The organism is Vibrio frigidus, from assembly GCF_042465995.1.
In the GTDB taxonomy this organism is placed as follows: domain Bacteria; phylum Pseudomonadota; class Gammaproteobacteria; order Enterobacterales; family Vibrionaceae; genus Vibrio.
On the sequence record NZ_JBCDMC010000021.1, the window covers coordinates 1 to 18,672 of the forward strand.

Here is an 18,672-nt window from a genome sequence, read left to right on the forward strand (position 1 = left end):
CGTACAGCATTACACAATATCAGGCGATAGAACAAAATAATCAGCCGTTAGATAAGACAGTTTTGAGCATCGGAGTGGATGTTACTGACACCGATGGTGACACGGTATCGAATGCGGCGAATATCGGGATTACGATATCCGATGGTGCCCTAGCGACGGCGACTGACAGCAATATTGCCTTAACGGAAACGCAAGCCCCACAAACTATTAGTACCGACAGTTTAGGTGCAAATCTAACCGTTGCTGTTGTCCAAGGTAGTGATAATGTTCAATCAGTTACCTTTAACACCGCTGTTGAAAATGATGAGGTTTGGAACAGTTTAACCAGCAATAACGAACAGACTTCAGTGAAGGTGAGCGATGACGGCAAAACCGTTCTTGTTTATACGGGCAATGATAGCAACGACATCGCTAGTTATGTGTTGTCGGCGACCATCAATATTGATGGTACGTACAGCATTACACAATATCAGGCGATAGAACAAAATAATCAGCCGTTAGATAAGACAGTTTTGAGCATCGGAGTGGATGTTACTGACACCGATGGTGACACGGTATCGAATGCGGCGAATATCGGAATTACCATAACAGATGGCGCCTTAGCGACGGCGACGGATAGCAATATTGCCTTGACTGAAACGCGAAGTGGTCAAACGATAAGTACAGATGATTCGGGTGCTGATTTGACCGTTTCGGTTGTTCAGGGCAGTGACGAAGTTCAATCAGTCACGTTCAATATCGACGTATTATCAGACGATACATGGGCAGGATTAACCAGTAATAACAATGACACCAACGTTGGCATTATTGAAAACGGGACCAAAGTAGTGGTTTACACTGGCTCTGACAGCGGTAATGCCGCTAACTATGTTCTGTCAGCGACCATCAATATCGATGGCACCTACAGCATTACTCAACATCAAGCGATAGAACAAGTTGACGGTGATGGCGATATTAATGAGCTAACCATCGGAGTGGATGTTACTGACACCGATGGTGACACCGTATCAAATGCCGCCAATATCAACATCACGATAGCGGACGGTGCGCTCGCAACCGCGACTGATAGCAACGTTGCCTTTACGGAGACGCAAGGTCCTCAAACGATTACTGGCGATGACTTAACTGTTGCGGTTGTTCAAGGCAGTGATGATATCCAATCAGTTACGTTTAACAGTAATGTGTTATTAGATAGCACGTGGGGAGAGTTAACTAGCAACAACAGTGATACCAATGTCGCCATTGTTGAAAATGGTACTAAGGTGGTCGTTTATACTGGCTCAGACAGCAGTAATGCGGCTAATTATGTGCTGTCTGCAACTATCAATATCGATGGCACTTACAGTGTTACTCAGCATCAAGCGATTGAACAGATTAATGGCGATGGTGATAGCAATAAGCTGGTCATCGGTGTTGATATTACCGATACGGATGATGACACAGTAACGAATGCGGCCAAGATCGGAATTACCATAACGGATGGCTCCGACCCAATAATTTCCAACATTCAAAATGTCCGATTAGAAGAAAGTGGCATAGACAAAGCGTCAGGCCAAGTTGAAGGCAGTTCCGATTACTTGGAGACTGAGCATGATTCAACGATGATCAGTGTCACCCAAAATGTCGACAACATTGAGACATTCGAAGTAGATTTAGTGCAGCTTAATTCCCTATTAGACGCAGAACCGATCCTTTCTGGTGGAAGAGAAGTTGTATTTATAGAGGTATCTGTCGGTGTTTATCAAGGTGTTACTTTAAAGAATAATGGTGACGTAAGAGATGTCATCATTAATGTGACTGTAAATAACGATGACACGTCGAATACTTTTGGTCAGGTTAACTTTGAATTAGTACGAGCAATTACACACTCTAAAGCTGATGGAAATGATGATGAAGTTACGTTCATCGTGCCAGTTATTGCGACAGATACAGATGGCGACGTCGCGACAAATGAGTTTAGTGTCACCATCGTCGACGACGTACCAGTAATTGAATCCGACCAAGTAATTGAATTAGCAGAAGGCAGTACTCGAAGCCATAGCATTAATATCTTCGTCGCAGTGGATGACGATAACGACGGGAAACTTGATAACCATCGAGGCGCTGATTTAGGGAAAATAACAGAGACGGAATATTCAGGTCCTGCTAACTCAGAGGTAGAACTAAGACTGGATTCGACAACCAACAGTAAAAGCGATTATACGATCATATTCAAAGGCGAAGAGATTGGAACGTTAGAGGTCAAACCTGGAGGCAAAGTAACTTACACAAGCCTTGGAAAAGACATCGATACTGGCGTCGACGGACTTGATATTCCCATCACGTTTACGGCGACTGACAGGGATGGTGATACGTCAACAACCCCTATAAATATCCATATTTCTGATAGCACATCTACTATTGAAACACTGAGTGCATCAGGAACGGAAGATGCTGGCCGTAACACCGCGATCGTTGGTTCTGATAATGTCGTGAATGCCAATGACAACGTCGATGCCACAAATGCCCCAATTAAAGTCGATTTCGTGGTAAACGTCGGTGACCTTGACTCCAATGAAAGCTTACATTCCTTTTCGGTTTCTAACAACCCAAATGGCAGTTTCTATTATCTAGATAGCTATGGAAACTATATTGCCGTCTCCGGTGGTGAATTAACAGCAAACCAAATAAAATCTTCTTCGCTTGATGGCGACAAATTGTCTTTAGATAACCTGTACTTTGTGCCGACGAATGATAGGTCAAGTGGAAGTAACGGCTTTAAATATAACATCAGCGCTGTGATATCGCGAACAGATGATAATAGTAGTGTAGAACTAGAAACCATCTCTGGAAGATTAACCATAGACGTCTACGCTATTGCGGATACACCTACTTGGCGGAACCTAGACACCTATGAATCAGGGACGGAAGACGAAGGTAATATAGTCTTAAATATCAAGGCAGTAACACAAGATAATAATAGCGAAACGATTACTTATGTTGTGGCCTTTAAAAACGGTGATTCGAACCATACTCTTGAACTAGCCGATGGTACAATTTTAGTCGCGGAGTCGATCACATTACCGAACGGCGACGTTGTATTGGGTTACAACGTCACCTCTCAACAGGTCAAAACACTGCAAGTCAATCCAGAAGACAATTTTAGTGGTGTCATCGAACTTGAAGTAACGGCAATATCAACAGAGAACAACAACAATAGATTAGTTGAGGCTGGTAAAGAACAAGCTTACATAACGGATACCGTGATTATTGATGTACTCCCTGTTGCCGATGAGGGTGAGTTAATCGTAAGTCGTGTCAATGTTGATGAAGACACGGCATTCTTAACCCAAGACCATATCACCGTGAATCTGTTCGATGACCTCACCGATAATTCTGAACAAGCCTATATCGAGTTAATAGGCCTACCTGAGGGAAGTGTCTTTAGCTACATAGATGGCAGCGAAACTATCACGCTGATCGTTAATGCCGATGGAAAAGGATTAGAACTGGATTCTAATGGCAATGTTATTGATGTAGCTAACCCTGTTGACCTTATTTTTACCTATGATGTCATTCAAGATCCAAGCACAACCATCACGCCACCTCAAGATAGCAATGTCGATTTTGACTTCACCGTTAGAGCTTCCATTGAAGACACGGCGGACCTTAATAACGGAAATACGGTTGACACCAATGTAAGTATTCCGGATCAAGTTATTCATGTTGATATAAAAGGCATTGCGGACGCACCAGTTGTCGTTGGTAACGGACAGTGGAATGTAATTCAGTCTGGCGATGAGATTACGGGCATCAAAACGACAATCGATGAGAATTCTGAAGTTACGCTCGATTTTGCTATTGAGACAGGTGAGATAGTAAGCCCTGGAGATGGCTCCGAAACGATCTCTATTATTCTTTCGGATGCAGGTGGTGGTGATGCTGGAGAATATAAAATAATCGACCTCGCTACAGGTAATGAAGTCAGTTTAACTTACGTCGGTACTGAAAACGGCTATCCAAAATACGAGGCAAATGTATCAAGCACAAATATTAAAATCGTACCATTAGCCAACTCTACAAACGATATACACGTTATCGCGAAAATAATTGTGACTGAAAATGACGGTAATACAAGAATAGAAGAAAAAGATATTTTTATAGAAGTTACTCCAGTCATAAGCAGCGCAGATACCTATGCAACGACTTCAACAGGTGATGAGGATACTGCGATAAGCGTCAATTGGTATCCGAACCTTCTCGATGATAAAACAACGGTAGATAATGAATTTATAACCTCTGTGACGTTAGATGGTGGCCCTTCTAACGCAGTTATTAAAATAGCTGAGAGTCCCCAATATGAGGTTTACGTTAACGGCAGCAGTGCGGTTGCTGTCGCTGGAACATACAGTTTCAGTGCCGCGGATAAAATTGTTATCAACGCCATTGACGGTGTTACGTTAACTAAAGACAATTTGAGTATTGATGTTTTACCAGAAAAAGACTCTAGTGCTAATTTTGAGCTGAAAACAGAACTGACTATCAAAGAAATCGATGTTGACGATGCTGCAGTTATAGCAACGCAAACATCTGTTAAAGGTACTATTGACGTGAACGTCACCCCAGTTGTTGAAGAAGGGGCCAAATTTATTATCACTGACAATACGGTTAATGACACTGGTATAGATAATGATAACGGTATTTATAGAGTTAGCGATGGTGATATTAGCTTTACTACTGATGCTGGCACTATGGCAAATAATATTTCTCTAGGATTCGAAGACCTTGATCCATCTTCCGATGAGAAAGTGTCAGAAATTGTCATCGATTTAAATTTGTCGGACCCTTTGACCGTAGCTGATGAATATTTAATGGATCAATTGTTCGTTGTCGGTGCTATAGATAATGGCGATGGAACATGGACTGTCACAGACGAGAATTCTTTTTCTATTAAGGCACCTGATGGGCTTTATGCTCTTGACGCGTTTGGGGTTCAAGAAGCAGAACCATATGAGCTAAATGTTACGATTAGAGCTCAAGTTGTCGATTTAGGTGACGTGGACGCAGAAAACGACACTAGTGCTCCTAAAGAGGTGTCTAAGGATATTAAGGTTGTCTTTCCAGACCCAAACCCTACTCAAGTACCAGATGATTTAGCCACAACACTTTTACCTGACCCAGCTATTACCCCAGATACGGTTATTGTTGGCAAAGAAGATAACTCTATTGACTTAATGAAGCAGCTTAAGGATTTGGGAATACTCAAATTTGAAGGTACAGATGCTGAAAATGATGTTGTTTCAATTGTTATTGACACCTCGATTGAACCATTTGTCTCATTAGGCGGTTTAACGATTAATGGTGAAGAAAACTTCGATAATGGAAAGTTCGCAATCGATTTCGAACTCAATGCAGATGGAAGCTTCGTAACAAATGAAAGCTTAATGCTCACATTGCCTAATAATTATTCAGGTGATTTTAAACTGCCGATCACTGTTGTTATTACGGATAAGACGTCAGGTGATGAAAACATCACAACGTTGAATCTACCAGTACAAGTTACCCCTGTTGTTGACGGTATAAAGGAAACAACATTAGTCGTCGAAACTACGGATAGCTTTACCGATAACGAACCAGCAGCAGTCTTGGCAGGTAAGGCCTATGAAGATGGCGTCATCCACCTAAACCTGACGTTTGATAAATTAGATGGTTCATCACTCCAGAGCGAAGGCGGTATTGAGACTCTTGATACTCTAGACGTTAAACTCGTTGACCCAAGCTTGGGCTCGTTATCTTTTGAAGGCTCACTGGACAGCTACGGGATTGGCGCGCTTACTTTGGTCAATGGAGGTGTTAATATTGATGCGTCTAAATTGAATAATGGTGTTAGTGCTGAAGACGTGCTCAATGATTTGATTTTTACGCCTGATCACGATCTAGGTGGCGTCGTTGTTGAGCTTGAATTATCTGGCACAATGAGCGACACCACAATATTTGATGTGGACGGTGGTACTGAACAAGTAAACCATGGTGCGGTGCCCGTTGATGTTGACTTGGGTAGGGTTAGTTTTGATATTATCGCGGTGGTTGATGGGGTCGAGACCGCAAACGCTGATGGTAGTTTACTCGACGTAGCCATATCGGGTGATGAAGATAGTGCAATATCGTTAGAAAATATCGGTCTACGTCTTGATGACTCTGACGGTTCAGAGCAATTTGTATCAATCAAACTCACTAATGTTCCCGATGATTTTCAGTTACAAGTGAATGCTGGATCTACCGGTCTATACGCTGTGAAAAACAATGGTAATGGTGAATGGAGCATTCAACTCAAGGGTAGCAATATAGATGCCGCTGACCTAGATTTATCCGGAATTGAGATTGTTCCGGCAGAAGATTTTTCTGGTACAGTTAATCTACAATATGTTGTATACACTCAAGAAGAAACCATTGACATTCCAGTAGAACAAACCGGATCTATCGAACTTACGGTTTTACCGAAAGGTGATGACATCGATACAAGGGTAGTAGCTACAGCAACAGGAACGGAAGGCGAGGACTTTGTCTTAGCCATCAACGCGAAAACCGTCGATAACCAAGATAGCCTAGAAGCCGCGTCTGGTACCTTGGATTACACCGAAAACGACGTAGAGAAAATTGAAATTACGATATCCGGTGTTCCTGAAGGCGCGTTGATTTCATTAGCAGATGCCGATTCGGTTGAATTAAATGCTGATGGAACTTGGACAATCATCGCGGATAGCCCTGTCACTCAAGTGACGTTCAACTCAGCGGATTGGAATAGCAACAATTGGCCGGACAATGGTTCTGGATTGTCTCAAATATTTGTTTCGGTAAGAACGATCGATAGTGATAGTACGGGGACAAACGTAAGCTTTGGCGAACCATCAACCATTACTCCTATCACGCTCGATATAGAGTCGATAAACGACAAGCCAATCATAGAAGCACCAGATACCTATACACCCGAAATAAATGAAGATGGTTCGATTCTAATTAACAATATTCAAATCGCCGATCCAGATTCAGCAGATATTGACGCTTTAGACGATTATGTTGTGATTCTTTCGGTGAATGACAGCCATATTACGTTTGACGGTTCGCCTTCTTGGGCCGTGGATAATGGTGATGGAACCTATACGTTATCGAATACGCTTTCCGAAATTAACGCATTGCTCACAACAGGGATTACTGTTGTGCCGGATCCGGATTTTAACGGTACGGTATCTGTCAGCGTTGATGTTAACGATGGCGGAAACAGTGGTACGGACACCGGTGTCGCCGGTGAACACGATGCTGATACCTACAGTTTTGATATCACGGTCAATCCAATTAATGACAAGCCAACGATAGAAGTCGACAATAATACCCCAGCCGTGATTGACGAAGGCGGCTCTATTCTAATCGATAACATTCAAATTGCCGATATAGATTCTAACGACCCTGGTGCAATCAATGATTATGTGGCAATTCTGTCTGTGAATGATAGTACGGTCACGTTCAATGGCTCACCAAGTTGGGTAGTGGATAACGGTGACAGAACCTATACGTTAACGAATTCACTTGCCGAAATTAATGCATTGCTCACAACAGGGTTTACTGTTGTACCGGACCCGGATTTTAACGGTACGGTATCTGTCAGCGTTGATGTTAACGATGGCGGAAACAATGGAACTGACGCCGGTGTTGCGGATGAGCATGACGCTGATACCTACCATTTTGATATCACGGTTAATGCCGTTAACGACGCGCCAGTGAATACACTGTTTGATAGCTTGGCTGTCGATGAAGGCAGTGTCACGAAACTGACAGGATTAAGTGTAGAGGATATCGACTATGCAACGCGACCTGAGACAACACCGATAACGGTGACGTTAAGCACCTTGCAAGGCACTCTCACTTCCGTAATACCAGGTTCATTGTTGAATGTCACCGTTGATACTTCGGATCCTAATCAGATTATTATTCAAGGTCCAATTTCAGAAGTAAATCAACTATTATCTGCCTCGGATGAAGGTGAAGGGGTTTTCTACACGGTTAGTAGTGGCAACACTTCTACGACCGATACTTTGACGATGGTAACAAATGACGGCGGAAATTATGATTCTGTCGGTACGATAGAACTGGATACAGACACTGCGTTGATCACTATTGCACCGGTTGTATCTGGCATTCCTGAGCTACAACTTGCGTTGCAAACTCAGCAGATCAGAACCAGTGTTTCCGGTAACCTTGCGGCTATTGGTATTCCGCTTATCGGATTGAATGCTAATCTGGTCTTCGCCTCAGATGTTGATACGGACGAAACCATAACAATACGTATTTCTGACTTGCCAGACACCGCTTCTGTGACGGGTGCAACGTTGAGTGGTGGTTCGTGGTATATCGACGCAGATGCTTTGGATTCTGCGGAAATCGTTGGTTTAGAAAGCTCAGCTTCCTTGTCCGTTGTTGCGATAGCAGCAGAGTCGGGTGCAGTATCAGTGGAGAGCAGTCCAACCAACGTTAATATCGTTGTCGTTGAAGACAATACGCCTGATGTTGATAGTGATCCGCAATTGATCGTCGCTTCTGAAGAGCCCACTATGTTACTTGGTACGGACGGAGCCGACATACTCGTAGGTGGAGCAGGTGGCGACCTATTAATAGGCGGAGCAGGCGATGATATTTTAACCGGTGCTGGCGGTGCAGATCAGTTTATTTGGACTCAATCAGATTTTGTCAGCGATAGCGTAGATATTATCACTGACTTTAGTACAACCGAGGGTGATACCATCAACCTGTCAGATCTGTTGAGCGAAAATGAAAACGAAACGTTAGAACACTTCCTAAGCGAACATGTTAGCGCTACCGTTAGTGATAATGGTAACGATATAAATCTGCTTATCACAGGTGACAGTCCAGATGTGGTAACGCAAACAATTGTTGTGCAAGGTCTAGGGGCTGATTTCTCTAGTACAAGTACTGATTTAGTCAATGATCTTTTTGATGCGCATGTGTTTGGATAACAAAGATTTAGTTAAGATAGACTGATTAAAGAGGGCTCCTATAGGAGCCCTCTTTTTATCTACACCCTAAATGGCTGAGTAAGCATCTTATCTAAATACTGTTCTCTGGGCTCCCTAAACTCGGGCACACCAATAACGCAGCCGCCATGGCCGCCAGTTGGTTGGCTAATATAGGTTTTAAAGAACCTATCCCAAATAGAAAGGAAAAAGCCAAAATTTGAATGCGTTTCCTTTGCAACAATAGAGTGATGTACACGGTGCATATCAGGCGTAACGACAACCCTTCTTAACCAACGATCTAAGGCCAATGGCATTCTGGCATTACTATGGTTGAACATGGCACTGACGTTCAATATTACTTCGAAAATCACAACGGCTATTGCGGGAACACCAAGTAGCATTACGCATCCAATCTTAATCCAAGCAGAGAGTACGATCTCAATAGGGTGAAACCGAGAACCTGTCGTAAGGTCGATATCTTGATCTGCGTGATGCACTCTATGTAATCGCCATAGAAGAGGGACACGATGGAACAACATATGCTGAAGGTAGATAGCCATATCTAAAATTACAACGGACAATACGACGGTTAGCCAAAACGGGAGATCAATGAGGTGAAACAGACCGAACGATTCTGCCTCTGAGAATTGTGCTGCCTGAAAAGCAAGAATAGGCATGATCACTGCGAGCACAACATTGTTGGATATAACCAGGCTTAGGTTGTTTATCCACCGTATCGATTTCTTTTGGGTTAGTGCTTTTCGGGGTTTGAGCCATTCCCAAATAGCAAACAGGCCGAACGCGGAAACAAAAAATGCTAGACGAATAATCTCTGGGTCTTTCATGAGTAATGCCTAATGTATTTGATATTACCGTTACTCTAAGTACAATCGGCATAACTTTCTACTATTAAATGATCAAAATATAAACATGCGAATTCACTCTGTTCATAAACTCATTGAACATAGACACTCTATCTCGACCAAAGCCTTCAACGCGCGTGGTTCTAAGGTAGTGCGATGTCAGTATTGCCAGATAGCAAAAATATACTGTATATGTCCTTATCAACCGGATATCGACAGCAATGTTTCCGCTCTCATTTTGATGTCCAAAAACGAGGTATTAAAGCCAAGTAATACAGGACGACTTATTGCGGACGTTATTAAAGATACCTATACCTTTCAGTGGAACAGAACAGAACCTGAAAAAGAACTGATCGCGCTACTCAGTTCAACATGTTATCAACCGATTATTGTTTTTCCCGAAGAGTATGTTATTGATAGTAAGAGAGTATTGGAGCATTCAGACTTGGTAACATTAACTGCAAAACCTGGCGGTAAACGATTACTATTGGTGTTTATTGATAGCAGTTGGCGAGAATCAAGAAAGATATTTCGTAAGTCACCTTATCTAGATTCGCTACCTGTAGTATCGATAAAGCCAGACATAATGTCTCAGTATGTAATGCGAAAGTCAGACAATGAAAACCACCTTTCTACTGCAGAAGTAGCCAATATCATATTGGAAATGGTTGGAGAAGATAAAGCAGCGCATAATTTGCGTCTATGGTTTGAATTATTTAGAGAAAGCTATCTATTGACCAAGACACGTATGGGTGCAGACCTTTCTCGGCCTGCGTTAGCTAACTATGTCGCATTAACTAACCACGTCGCATCAACTAACTATGTCGCATTAACAGCATGATATAAGACGCTTATATACTGACGAACTAACCATTATAGCCCAGCAAAACTTGGCTCAGGTCACGGTATGTAGCACAGGTGTTGTGGATAATGTCAACGTTTTACTATTTACTTTTTGATTCCCTATTTGGAATCTTTCATTAGGAGAGAACCATGTACTACGGCTTTGATGTCGGCGGCACTAAAATTGAATTTGGTGCATTTAACGAAAAACTTGAACGCGTAGCAACAGAGCGCGTTCCAACACCGGGTGACGATTACCAATTATTGGTCGATACGATCGCGGGAATGGTTAAGAAATACGACCAACAGTTTGAGACCAAAGGAACCGTAGGTTTGGGGCTTCCAGGAATGGAAAATGCAGACGATGGAACAGTATTAACGGTAAACATCAAAGCGGCGAAAGGTAAACCATTAAGATGTGATCTCGAAAGTGCGATTGGCCGCAAAGTCCTGATCGAAAACGACGCGAATTGCTTCGCGCTCTCAGAAGCGTGGGACGAAGAATTGCAGGATGAAAAATCCGTTATCGGTTTGATTTTAGGTACGGGTTTTGGTGGCGGTTTTGTTTTTGATGGAAAAATTTTCTCTGGTCACAACAATGTAGCCGGTGAAGTAGGGCACACACGCCTTCCTATCGATGCATGGTTTCACTTAGGTGATACCGGTACCGCACCCTTATTAGAATGTGGTTGCGATAAAAAAGGCTGTTTAGATAACTATCTTTCCGGACGTGGATTCGAATTACTTTATGCCCATTACTATGGTGAGAAAAAGAAAGCGATTGACATAATTAAGGCACAAGCTGAAGGCGACGCAAACGCAGTTGAGCACGTTGAACGTTTTATGGAATTAGTGGCAATCTGTTTCGCTAATCTATTTACCGGTCTTGACCCCGATGTTGTGGTATTAGGCGGTGGTTTATCAAACTATGATTTACTGTACCAAGAACTGCCAAAGCGTATACCTAAATACCTGATGTCTGTTGCTAAGTGCCCTAAAATCATCAAGGCAAAACATGGCGATTCTGGCGGTGTGCGCGGTGCTGCATTCTTGAATATTAAGTAACGAGTTGAGCCGCCTAAAACGCAAACTCTCCGTATGAAGTTTAAGGTGGTTCATCTTAGAATAACATTGATCTATTTCCACGAAAACCAACGTCATCCCCATGAAAATGGGGATCTAATATGTCACCAAGATTCCCGTTTTCACGGGAATGACGAAGTATTTAGCACTAATCGAACAGCATTACGTGTAAACGGGAATCTTAGAATTGAGTTCTCGCGAGGACAGTCTAATTAGATTGGTTTAAACGATTAATATTACTTTTCACCTACACCGCGATTCTCTTTTTTTGCCAACGTAATCTTGCCAAAACCAAGCTTTTTAAAGTAATTATCTCGGTAATCTCTTACCGCTTTGGTTGTAGATACGGCCTCTATCTGCTGTTCCATTTTTAGGAAGTCAGAAATATCTAGGCCTTCAGCTTCCGCCACGGCTTCTTGAATGGTGCGGTGCTTTTCATATGAAAATGTGAGTGTTTTTTCTTCTGTTTTGTATACATAAAGAATGGTTCTGGCCATTTTTATCCCTTGTTAAACTGGTTTACATAAGTAATGACGAATTCACTTATTCCGTCAATATCATTAATATCAAGTTGTGGTAGTGCGCTATCAACTCTTGCATCGGCTGCGATTGCAATAATGTCTGGATCTTGGTTGTATAACCAAGGTTTACCAACCTCATTTCGATGAAGCTCGATCTTAGGGAAGGAGAGTGTCTTGCAACCTTCTACAAGGATAAGGTCTAATTTGGAATGGTCAAACATGTTTAATAGATATTCGAAGTTTTCTTCTTTATCTGGTGTTTCAGTAAATAGTACATGCCTGTTACCGGAGGCGATAAGCATTTGATCCGCGCCCGCTTTACGCAGTCTATAACTGTCTTTTCCAGGTGTATCTAAATCAAAATCATGATGCGCGTGCTTTAACACGGCAACTCGAACACCATGGGCTTTGATTTTCGGTAGTATAGCTTCTAAAAGTGTCGTTTTTCCTGTTCCACTATAAGCGGCAAATCCAAGTAACGGTAGCGTAGGTCTCTGCATTTTATTACCAAATTGAGTAAGTTCTTCTGGCGTGTTTAGATTAACAAAAGTCTCTGGTTTATCGGAGAAGTCGATATACTCAGTATTACATCTATCTAATAGTAGTTTTATTTTTCGGTCTCCCGCTTGCAAGAAAGCGTCTAGTTTAGGAAGAGCATGTTTGTTCCAAACACTGAATACAGGTTGAGCGTGTTTACCGTCATGCGCGACATAAACATCAACATCTGAATCTAATTTAGCACTCAGTCGACGAACAAGGTCGCTGGGGATGTTTGGTGTATCACAGGGAGTAAAACCAACCCACTGTGTCTTAGAAGAGTTTAGCGACGCGTGAATGCCAGCTAACGGGCCTTGAAAACCGTCTATCTGGTCACTGTGTACTTCGGCGAGTTTACGGTAACTTGCTTGGTTTCTATTTGCGTTTATGCGGATCAATTCAATTTGATCGCTTAAACGTGAATACACTGTTTCTACAAGAGACGAACCCTTGAGCATTAATAAGCCTTTATCGCTGCCGCCCATTCTGGATGCACGGCCGCCAGCCAATATAACCCAACTTAAAGAATTGTTATGCATTTGTGTTCTTATTTTTTGTGTAATTTAAAATGTGTTGTTAAACAATAACTAATATAAATGTAGGTTACACTTTACTCAATCGGTTGAATAGTAACTAGCATGACAGATAGCTATTATATATAATCTTCGCTATGCAATGAGTGTCTTTGCCAATTACGTCTTTAAACCCTAATATTAGTTGTCTTATATGCCAACAACCGCGAAGTATACCACAGACCATCCCTTTCCAATTGATGTGCAATATCAAGGAATATCCATATTAATCGTCGACGATGAAGATGGCATCTGCGATCTTCTTTTTAAAGCATTAAGTCGGCTTTTTAGGCAGATCGATACAGCGTCGACTATCAGGCAAGCTGAGCAACTTAGGCAAAGAAATCAATATGATCTGGTATTGCTGGATATCAATCTTCCAGACCGTTCTGGTATGGACTGGCATGAAGTCTTTGAAAACGGGTCCAATAGCACTGACGTCATATTCATTACAGGTTATGCAAACCTGCAAATGGCTATCAAAGCACTAAAGCTTGGCGCAAGCGACTTTATACTTAAGCCGTTTAATATTGATCAAATTTATTGCGCGGTTAAGAAATGCATTGATAATCGAATTGAAAAAAGAAATATAACGGCCTTAAAAAGGGACGTCTTGCGATATCGACCCGCCAAACTTATTGGTAATTCAGCTCAGAGCCGCACACTGGACAAGCAGATTAATCAATATGCACCATCTAATGCGGCGGTGTTAATACAAGGTGAATCTGGGACGGGTAAGGAGTTAGTTGCCCGCGAGCTACACCTACGAAGTGGTCGCAGTGGCGCATTTGTACCTTTGAACTGTGGTGCAATGGATGCGGCTAATTTGGCTAACGAATTGTTTGGATATTGCGATGCACATACGTCCAATACATGCCGTGATGGACTATTAAGAATCGCAAATGGCGGAACCTTGTTTCTAGACGAAGTAAGTGAACTTCCCCACAACATGCAGTCAGCCCTGTTGAGAGTACTTGAAGAGCGGGTCGTGCGACCTTTAGGTGCCAATCGAATATTTACGACCAATGTAAGAATCGTAGCGGCGACGAATAAGGATTTAAAAACTCAGGTGGATAAAGGCGAGTTTAGACAAGATTTGTATTATCGTCTAAACGTTTTAAGTATTCATGTTGCCCCTTTAAGAGAACGAAGCGATGACCTGATCGAGCTGATTCCCTATTTTACGAAGCTTTTAGCAAACGAACAGAGTGTAAAAGTACCAGGATGGGGCAGTGGAGAGATTGATGCGCTGCAAAACTATCATTGGCCTGGAAATATCAGAGAACTGCGCAATTTAATAGAGCGTTGTATTCTGACCGGAAATTCGATCGCACACCATTGGCATGAAATATCCCATAACCCAACGTTAGATAAACACCGACAGGTTATAAATATCGGTGGTAACAACTCATTGCCAATGGTAATGGATGAAGAAATAGTTGGTTATCCTGATGACTGGGAAATTAAGGCGGTTGAGAAAGCGCATATCGTGCAGGTTGTAAATTGCTGCGATGGTAATAAAACGGCCGCCTCTAAAAAACTTAAAATATCCAGAAAAACACTAGATAGAAAATTTAAAGAATGGGGTACATAAACGGGTGTTAACATGTATAGCAAAATAAAGGAGAAAATAAGGACAACACTTAGGTATCGCCTTTTTATTTTAATTTTTTTGCCAATCATTACTACATTGTTCTCACTGATTGCCTTTAGTTTTTATTGGACCGTCAATCACACGTGGCAAAATGCGCTTCAAGACGTGTCTGAGAAACTTAATATTGTTGAATTCAACATCAAAACAATGCAGGAAAGGCAAAACGAGTTATTGCGGAGTTATTCAGATTCATATCGTTTTAAACAACAACTTCATGATACAAATAGTAGCTCCGATGAGATAAATCATTGGATTCAATCACACGAACCATTTCAACACTTTGATTTTGTAAGTTGGGTACCAGCAGACAAAATAGAGACTGAATTCTCTTATATTTCCCGCACCCAGATCCCGGCATTTTTTGACATATTGACCGCAAACAAACTTAATGAACTCAGAACGGGGTTGGCAGATAAAGCCCGTATTACGATTCAACAAGAGCTATTACCTTTAACAGATGGTTTTGTTAGTAGAGCCATCTATCCAGTGCGGGATAACGATGGGCGTTTACTTGGTTACCTCGACGGAGGCATACTTTTAAACAATAATCTTTCTGTTGTCGATGAGTATAGAGATCTTATTTATCCTTTTACGAGCGAACAAAATTCAGAGCACGGGACGGTCACTATATTCTTAGGAGACGTGCGTGTCAGTACCAATGTAATTTCAAAATCGAATGGGTTACGTGCGCTAGGTACGCGAGTTTCAGACACAGTGAAAGAGGCCGTTTTAGAACGGGGTGAAAACTATATTGATAAAGCCTTCGTTTTTGACGATTGGTATATCTCTGCCTACCAACCAGTGTATGACCATCAAAGGAAGGTAGTGGGTATTTTTTATACGGGTTATGAGGTATGGCCTCTCGTTGAATCTTACGTCGTTCACCTGATTGAAATTTCATGTGCCATTTTGCTGGTATTGTTGATATTAGCGATTCTGGTGTACCGAAATACCAATGAGATATTCTATCCTATACAGCGTATTTCCAGCACGGTTAAGTTGATTAAAAATGGTAAAAATGGGCGTATCGGCAACCTTGAACTTGATCAGGAACATGAGCTAGCGCAATTAGGCTCACAATTTGACAGCATGTTAGATCAACTTGAGAAAAGAGAGAATGAAATACAGAGTGCAGCCGACCAACTCGAATATAAAGTTGCTTCTCGTACTGCGAGCCTAAATCAGAAAACTCAAGAACTAGAAGAACATATTGAATTACTCAATGTAACGAGAGACAAGTTAATTAACAACGAGAAACTCGCGGCTCTTGGAAAACTCACTGCGGGTATTGCGCATGAGTTAAACAATCCAATCACGGTAATTTTAGGCAATATACAGTTGTTGCAGCTCGATTTTGCAAATGAGAATCCATCTGTTGCAAATGAGTTAGAAAATATTGTGAATCAGATAGATAGGATAACCAATATAACTTCAAGCCTGTTGCAATATAGTCGCGTTGGCAATGAACTAGAAATGTTGACGGATGAATCAATTTCAGATGTGCTGCAAAAAGCAATCACGCTCGTTAGAACGGGTACTTACGTTAAGAACATCGATTTTGTTACTCATTTTTCAGAAAGTGAGACGGTACAGTGTAATCGTAATCAACTATTGCAGATTATCATAAACGTATTAATGAACGCCATACAAGCGATGCAGGGCACGGGTTCTCTAGGCATCTTTACCGAAGACTGGTTAGTAGACTCAAAAGTTAATGGTGCAATAATTCATATTCAAGACAAAGGCTGTGGGATCAGTTCGGAAGAGATAGCAAATGTTTTTAAACCATTTTATACGACCAAATCTGATGGCACTGGATTGGGGATGGCTGTATCGCTGAGTTTGATCAACCAAATAGGCGGTAAAATTGAGGTAAAATCAAAAGTTGGTATTGGCTCAACGTTCAGCATATTCTTAAAAAAATACGTGATGCTCGATCTTGATGACCCCATTGAAGAAATAGAACGCTAACCCTTAAAACGTCACCCTGACACCAAATTAGCTGAATGCCGAGTAGGCTAGCCTTTGTCTGCTTGCTTTGCTTTCCGAGCACCTTATTATTTTTAGTCCCATTTTGGCGCATCACGAATGATTAATGAATGGATCAATTTGGTGCTTAATGAACCTTTATGGGGCAACCAATTTGGAGTTCTAGTTTTATAATTTCCGTTAATTTCAAATATATCCTTTTAAAACAGAGTGATATGTATCTTCATCTTATAATTTTAATAGACTCATTTTTTGGAACACTACTTGCTTCGTCAACAACCAATAGAGTAGATAACCATTTTGGTTAGAAAACAGACAAAGTGCACAGTAATAGTGCGATATACATGGAGTAGTATTTAGAATGAGTATTTCCGCTAACGAAATTCATGGCGCAGTACAGACATTAACTGAGAGCTCAGACACGCTTTTTTTGTTATTGGGCGCAATAATGGTGTTTCTGATGCATGCTGGTTTTGCCTTCCTAGAAGTCGGTACAGTAAGAAAGAAGAATCAAGTGAATGCACTGGTTAAGATCCTTGCTGATTTTGGTGTATCAGCAATAGCGTATTTCTTTATTGGTTATTGGGTCGCTTATGATGCTAATTTTTTCTCAAGTGCAGAAACCTTGTCTGCCGGTAATGGATACGAGTTAGTCAAATTTTTCTTTTTGCTTACCTTTGCCGCCGCTATTCCTGCGATCGTTTCAGGTGGTATCGCTGAGCGTGCGCGTTTTTATCCTATTTTGCTTGCCACCTTTTTTACCGTTGGCTTTATCTACCCACTTTTTGAAGGCATTATCTGGAACGGAAATTTTGGTGTTCAATCTTGGTTTGAGTCTAATCTTGGCGCCGGATTCCATGATTTTGCTGGCTCTGTCGTTGTGCACGGTGTAGGTGGTTGGATTGCACTTGTTGCCGTACTATTTCTAGGTATGCGTAAAGGGCGTATCCGTGCGGGCAAGCACACAAACTTTGCACCTTCGAATATTCCGTTCTTAGCTCTTGGTGCCTGGATTCTATCGGTTGGTTGGTTTGGATTTAATGTCATGTCCGCTCAAACACTAAATGGGATTAGTGGTTTAGTAGCGATGAACTCATTGATGGCCATGGTGGGAGGTATTCTAGCGGCACTAGTTGTTGGTAAAAATGACCCAGGATTTATCCACAATGGTCCTTTAGCGGGTCTGGTTGCTATATGTGCTGGGTCTGACTTAATGCATCCTATTGGCGCTCTGGTAACGGGGGCGATTGCGGGTGGTATGTTTGTATGGCTGTTTACCTACATACAAAATAAAACAAAGTTTGACGATGTACTAGGTGTATGGCCATTACACGGCGTTTGTGGTGCTTGGGGTGGCATTGCTGCGGGTATCTTTGGCCAGACGGCTCTGGGGGGCTTAGGTGGCATTAGCTTTACCGTTCAATTTATGGGTACGTTGATGGGCATTTCGGTTGCATTGATAGGGGCTGGTTTAGTTTACGGCATGCTCAATCAATTTGTTGGCCTACGATTGAGTGAAGAAGATGAGTTTAAGGGGGCGGATTTAGCGATACATAAAATAAGCTCTATTAATGAGGATTAAACAGCGAGTTCTCATTTCTT

The 18,672-nt window shown here is 41.8% G+C and carries 8 protein-coding genes and 2 pseudogenes; 6 read left to right on the top strand and 4 right to left on the bottom strand.

All coding sequences use genetic code 11. From position 1 onward, the window contains the following. The first annotated feature begins 74 nt into the window (after positions 1-74). A complete protein-coding gene (locus tag AACW90_RS21910) occupies positions 75-9,008 on the top strand; it encodes a DUF5801 repeats-in-toxin domain-containing protein (protein WP_390238952.1) in 8,934 nt (2,977 codons plus the stop codon). A gap of 59 nt (positions 9,009-9,067) precedes the next feature. Here AACW90_RS21910 and AACW90_RS21915 read toward each other — a convergent pair whose 3' ends face one another. Beyond that, positions 9,068-9,853, bottom strand: a complete 786-nt coding sequence (locus AACW90_RS21915; protein WP_390238955.1) for a sterol desaturase family protein — start codon at positions 9,851-9,853, stop codon at positions 9,068-9,070. An 85-nt stretch (positions 9,854-9,938) separates the two neighbouring features. Here AACW90_RS21915 and AACW90_RS21920 point away from each other — a divergent pair, with 85 nt between their 5' ends. Then, positions 9,939-10,712 carry a tRNA-uridine aminocarboxypropyltransferase gene (locus tag AACW90_RS21920; RefSeq protein ID WP_390238958.1) on the top strand — a complete coding sequence of 258 codons (774 nt, stop codon included), beginning with the start codon at positions 9,939-9,941 and terminating at the stop codon, positions 10,710-10,712. Between the two features lie 152 nt (positions 10,713-10,864). Then, on the top strand, positions 10,865-11,779 hold the full coding sequence (gene nagK / locus AACW90_RS21925; RefSeq protein WP_390238960.1) for an N-acetylglucosamine kinase: 915 nt from the start codon (positions 10,865-10,867) through the stop codon (positions 11,777-11,779). 254 nt (positions 11,780-12,033) lie between these two features. Here the strand turns inward: nagK and AACW90_RS21930 are convergent, their stop codons facing one another. The 3 genes and pseudogenes from AACW90_RS21930 to mobA form a co-directional block, all read right to left on the bottom strand. Continuing rightward, entirely contained in the window at positions 12,034-12,294 is a 261-nt protein-coding gene (locus AACW90_RS21930) for a DUF2960 family protein (RefSeq protein ID WP_195703298.1), read from the bottom strand. A gap of 8 nt (positions 12,295-12,302) precedes the next feature. Then, a pseudogene (gene mobB / locus AACW90_RS21935) lies at positions 12,303-12,818 on the bottom strand (molybdopterin-guanine dinucleotide biosynthesis protein B); the annotation flags it as partial. 6 nt (positions 12,819-12,824) lie between these two features. After that, positions 12,825-13,394, bottom strand: a pseudogene (gene mobA / locus AACW90_RS21940) (molybdenum cofactor guanylyltransferase MobA); the annotation flags it as partial. A gap of 187 nt (positions 13,395-13,581) precedes the next feature. Between mobA and AACW90_RS21945 the strand changes: the two are divergent. The 3 genes from AACW90_RS21945 to AACW90_RS21955 all read left to right on the top strand — a co-directional run bounded on the left by AACW90_RS21945 (position 13,582) and on the right by AACW90_RS21955 (position 18,652). Beyond that, positions 13,582-15,021: a sigma-54-dependent transcriptional regulator gene (locus AACW90_RS21945; protein WP_390238962.1), complete on the top strand. Its 1,440-nt coding sequence runs from the start codon at positions 13,582-13,584 to the stop codon at positions 15,019-15,021. A gap of 12 nt (positions 15,022-15,033) precedes the next feature. Beyond that, a complete protein-coding gene (locus AACW90_RS21950; protein WP_390238965.1) occupies positions 15,034-17,052 on the top strand; it encodes a sensor histidine kinase in 2,019 nt (672 codons plus the stop codon). Positions 17,053-17,431: 379 nt separating this feature from the next. Next, positions 17,432-18,652 carry an ammonium transporter gene (locus tag AACW90_RS21955; protein ID WP_390238968.1) on the top strand — a complete coding sequence of 407 codons (1,221 nt, stop codon included), beginning with the start codon at positions 17,432-17,434 and terminating at the stop codon, positions 18,650-18,652. Positions 18,653-18,672: the final 20 nt, after the last annotated feature.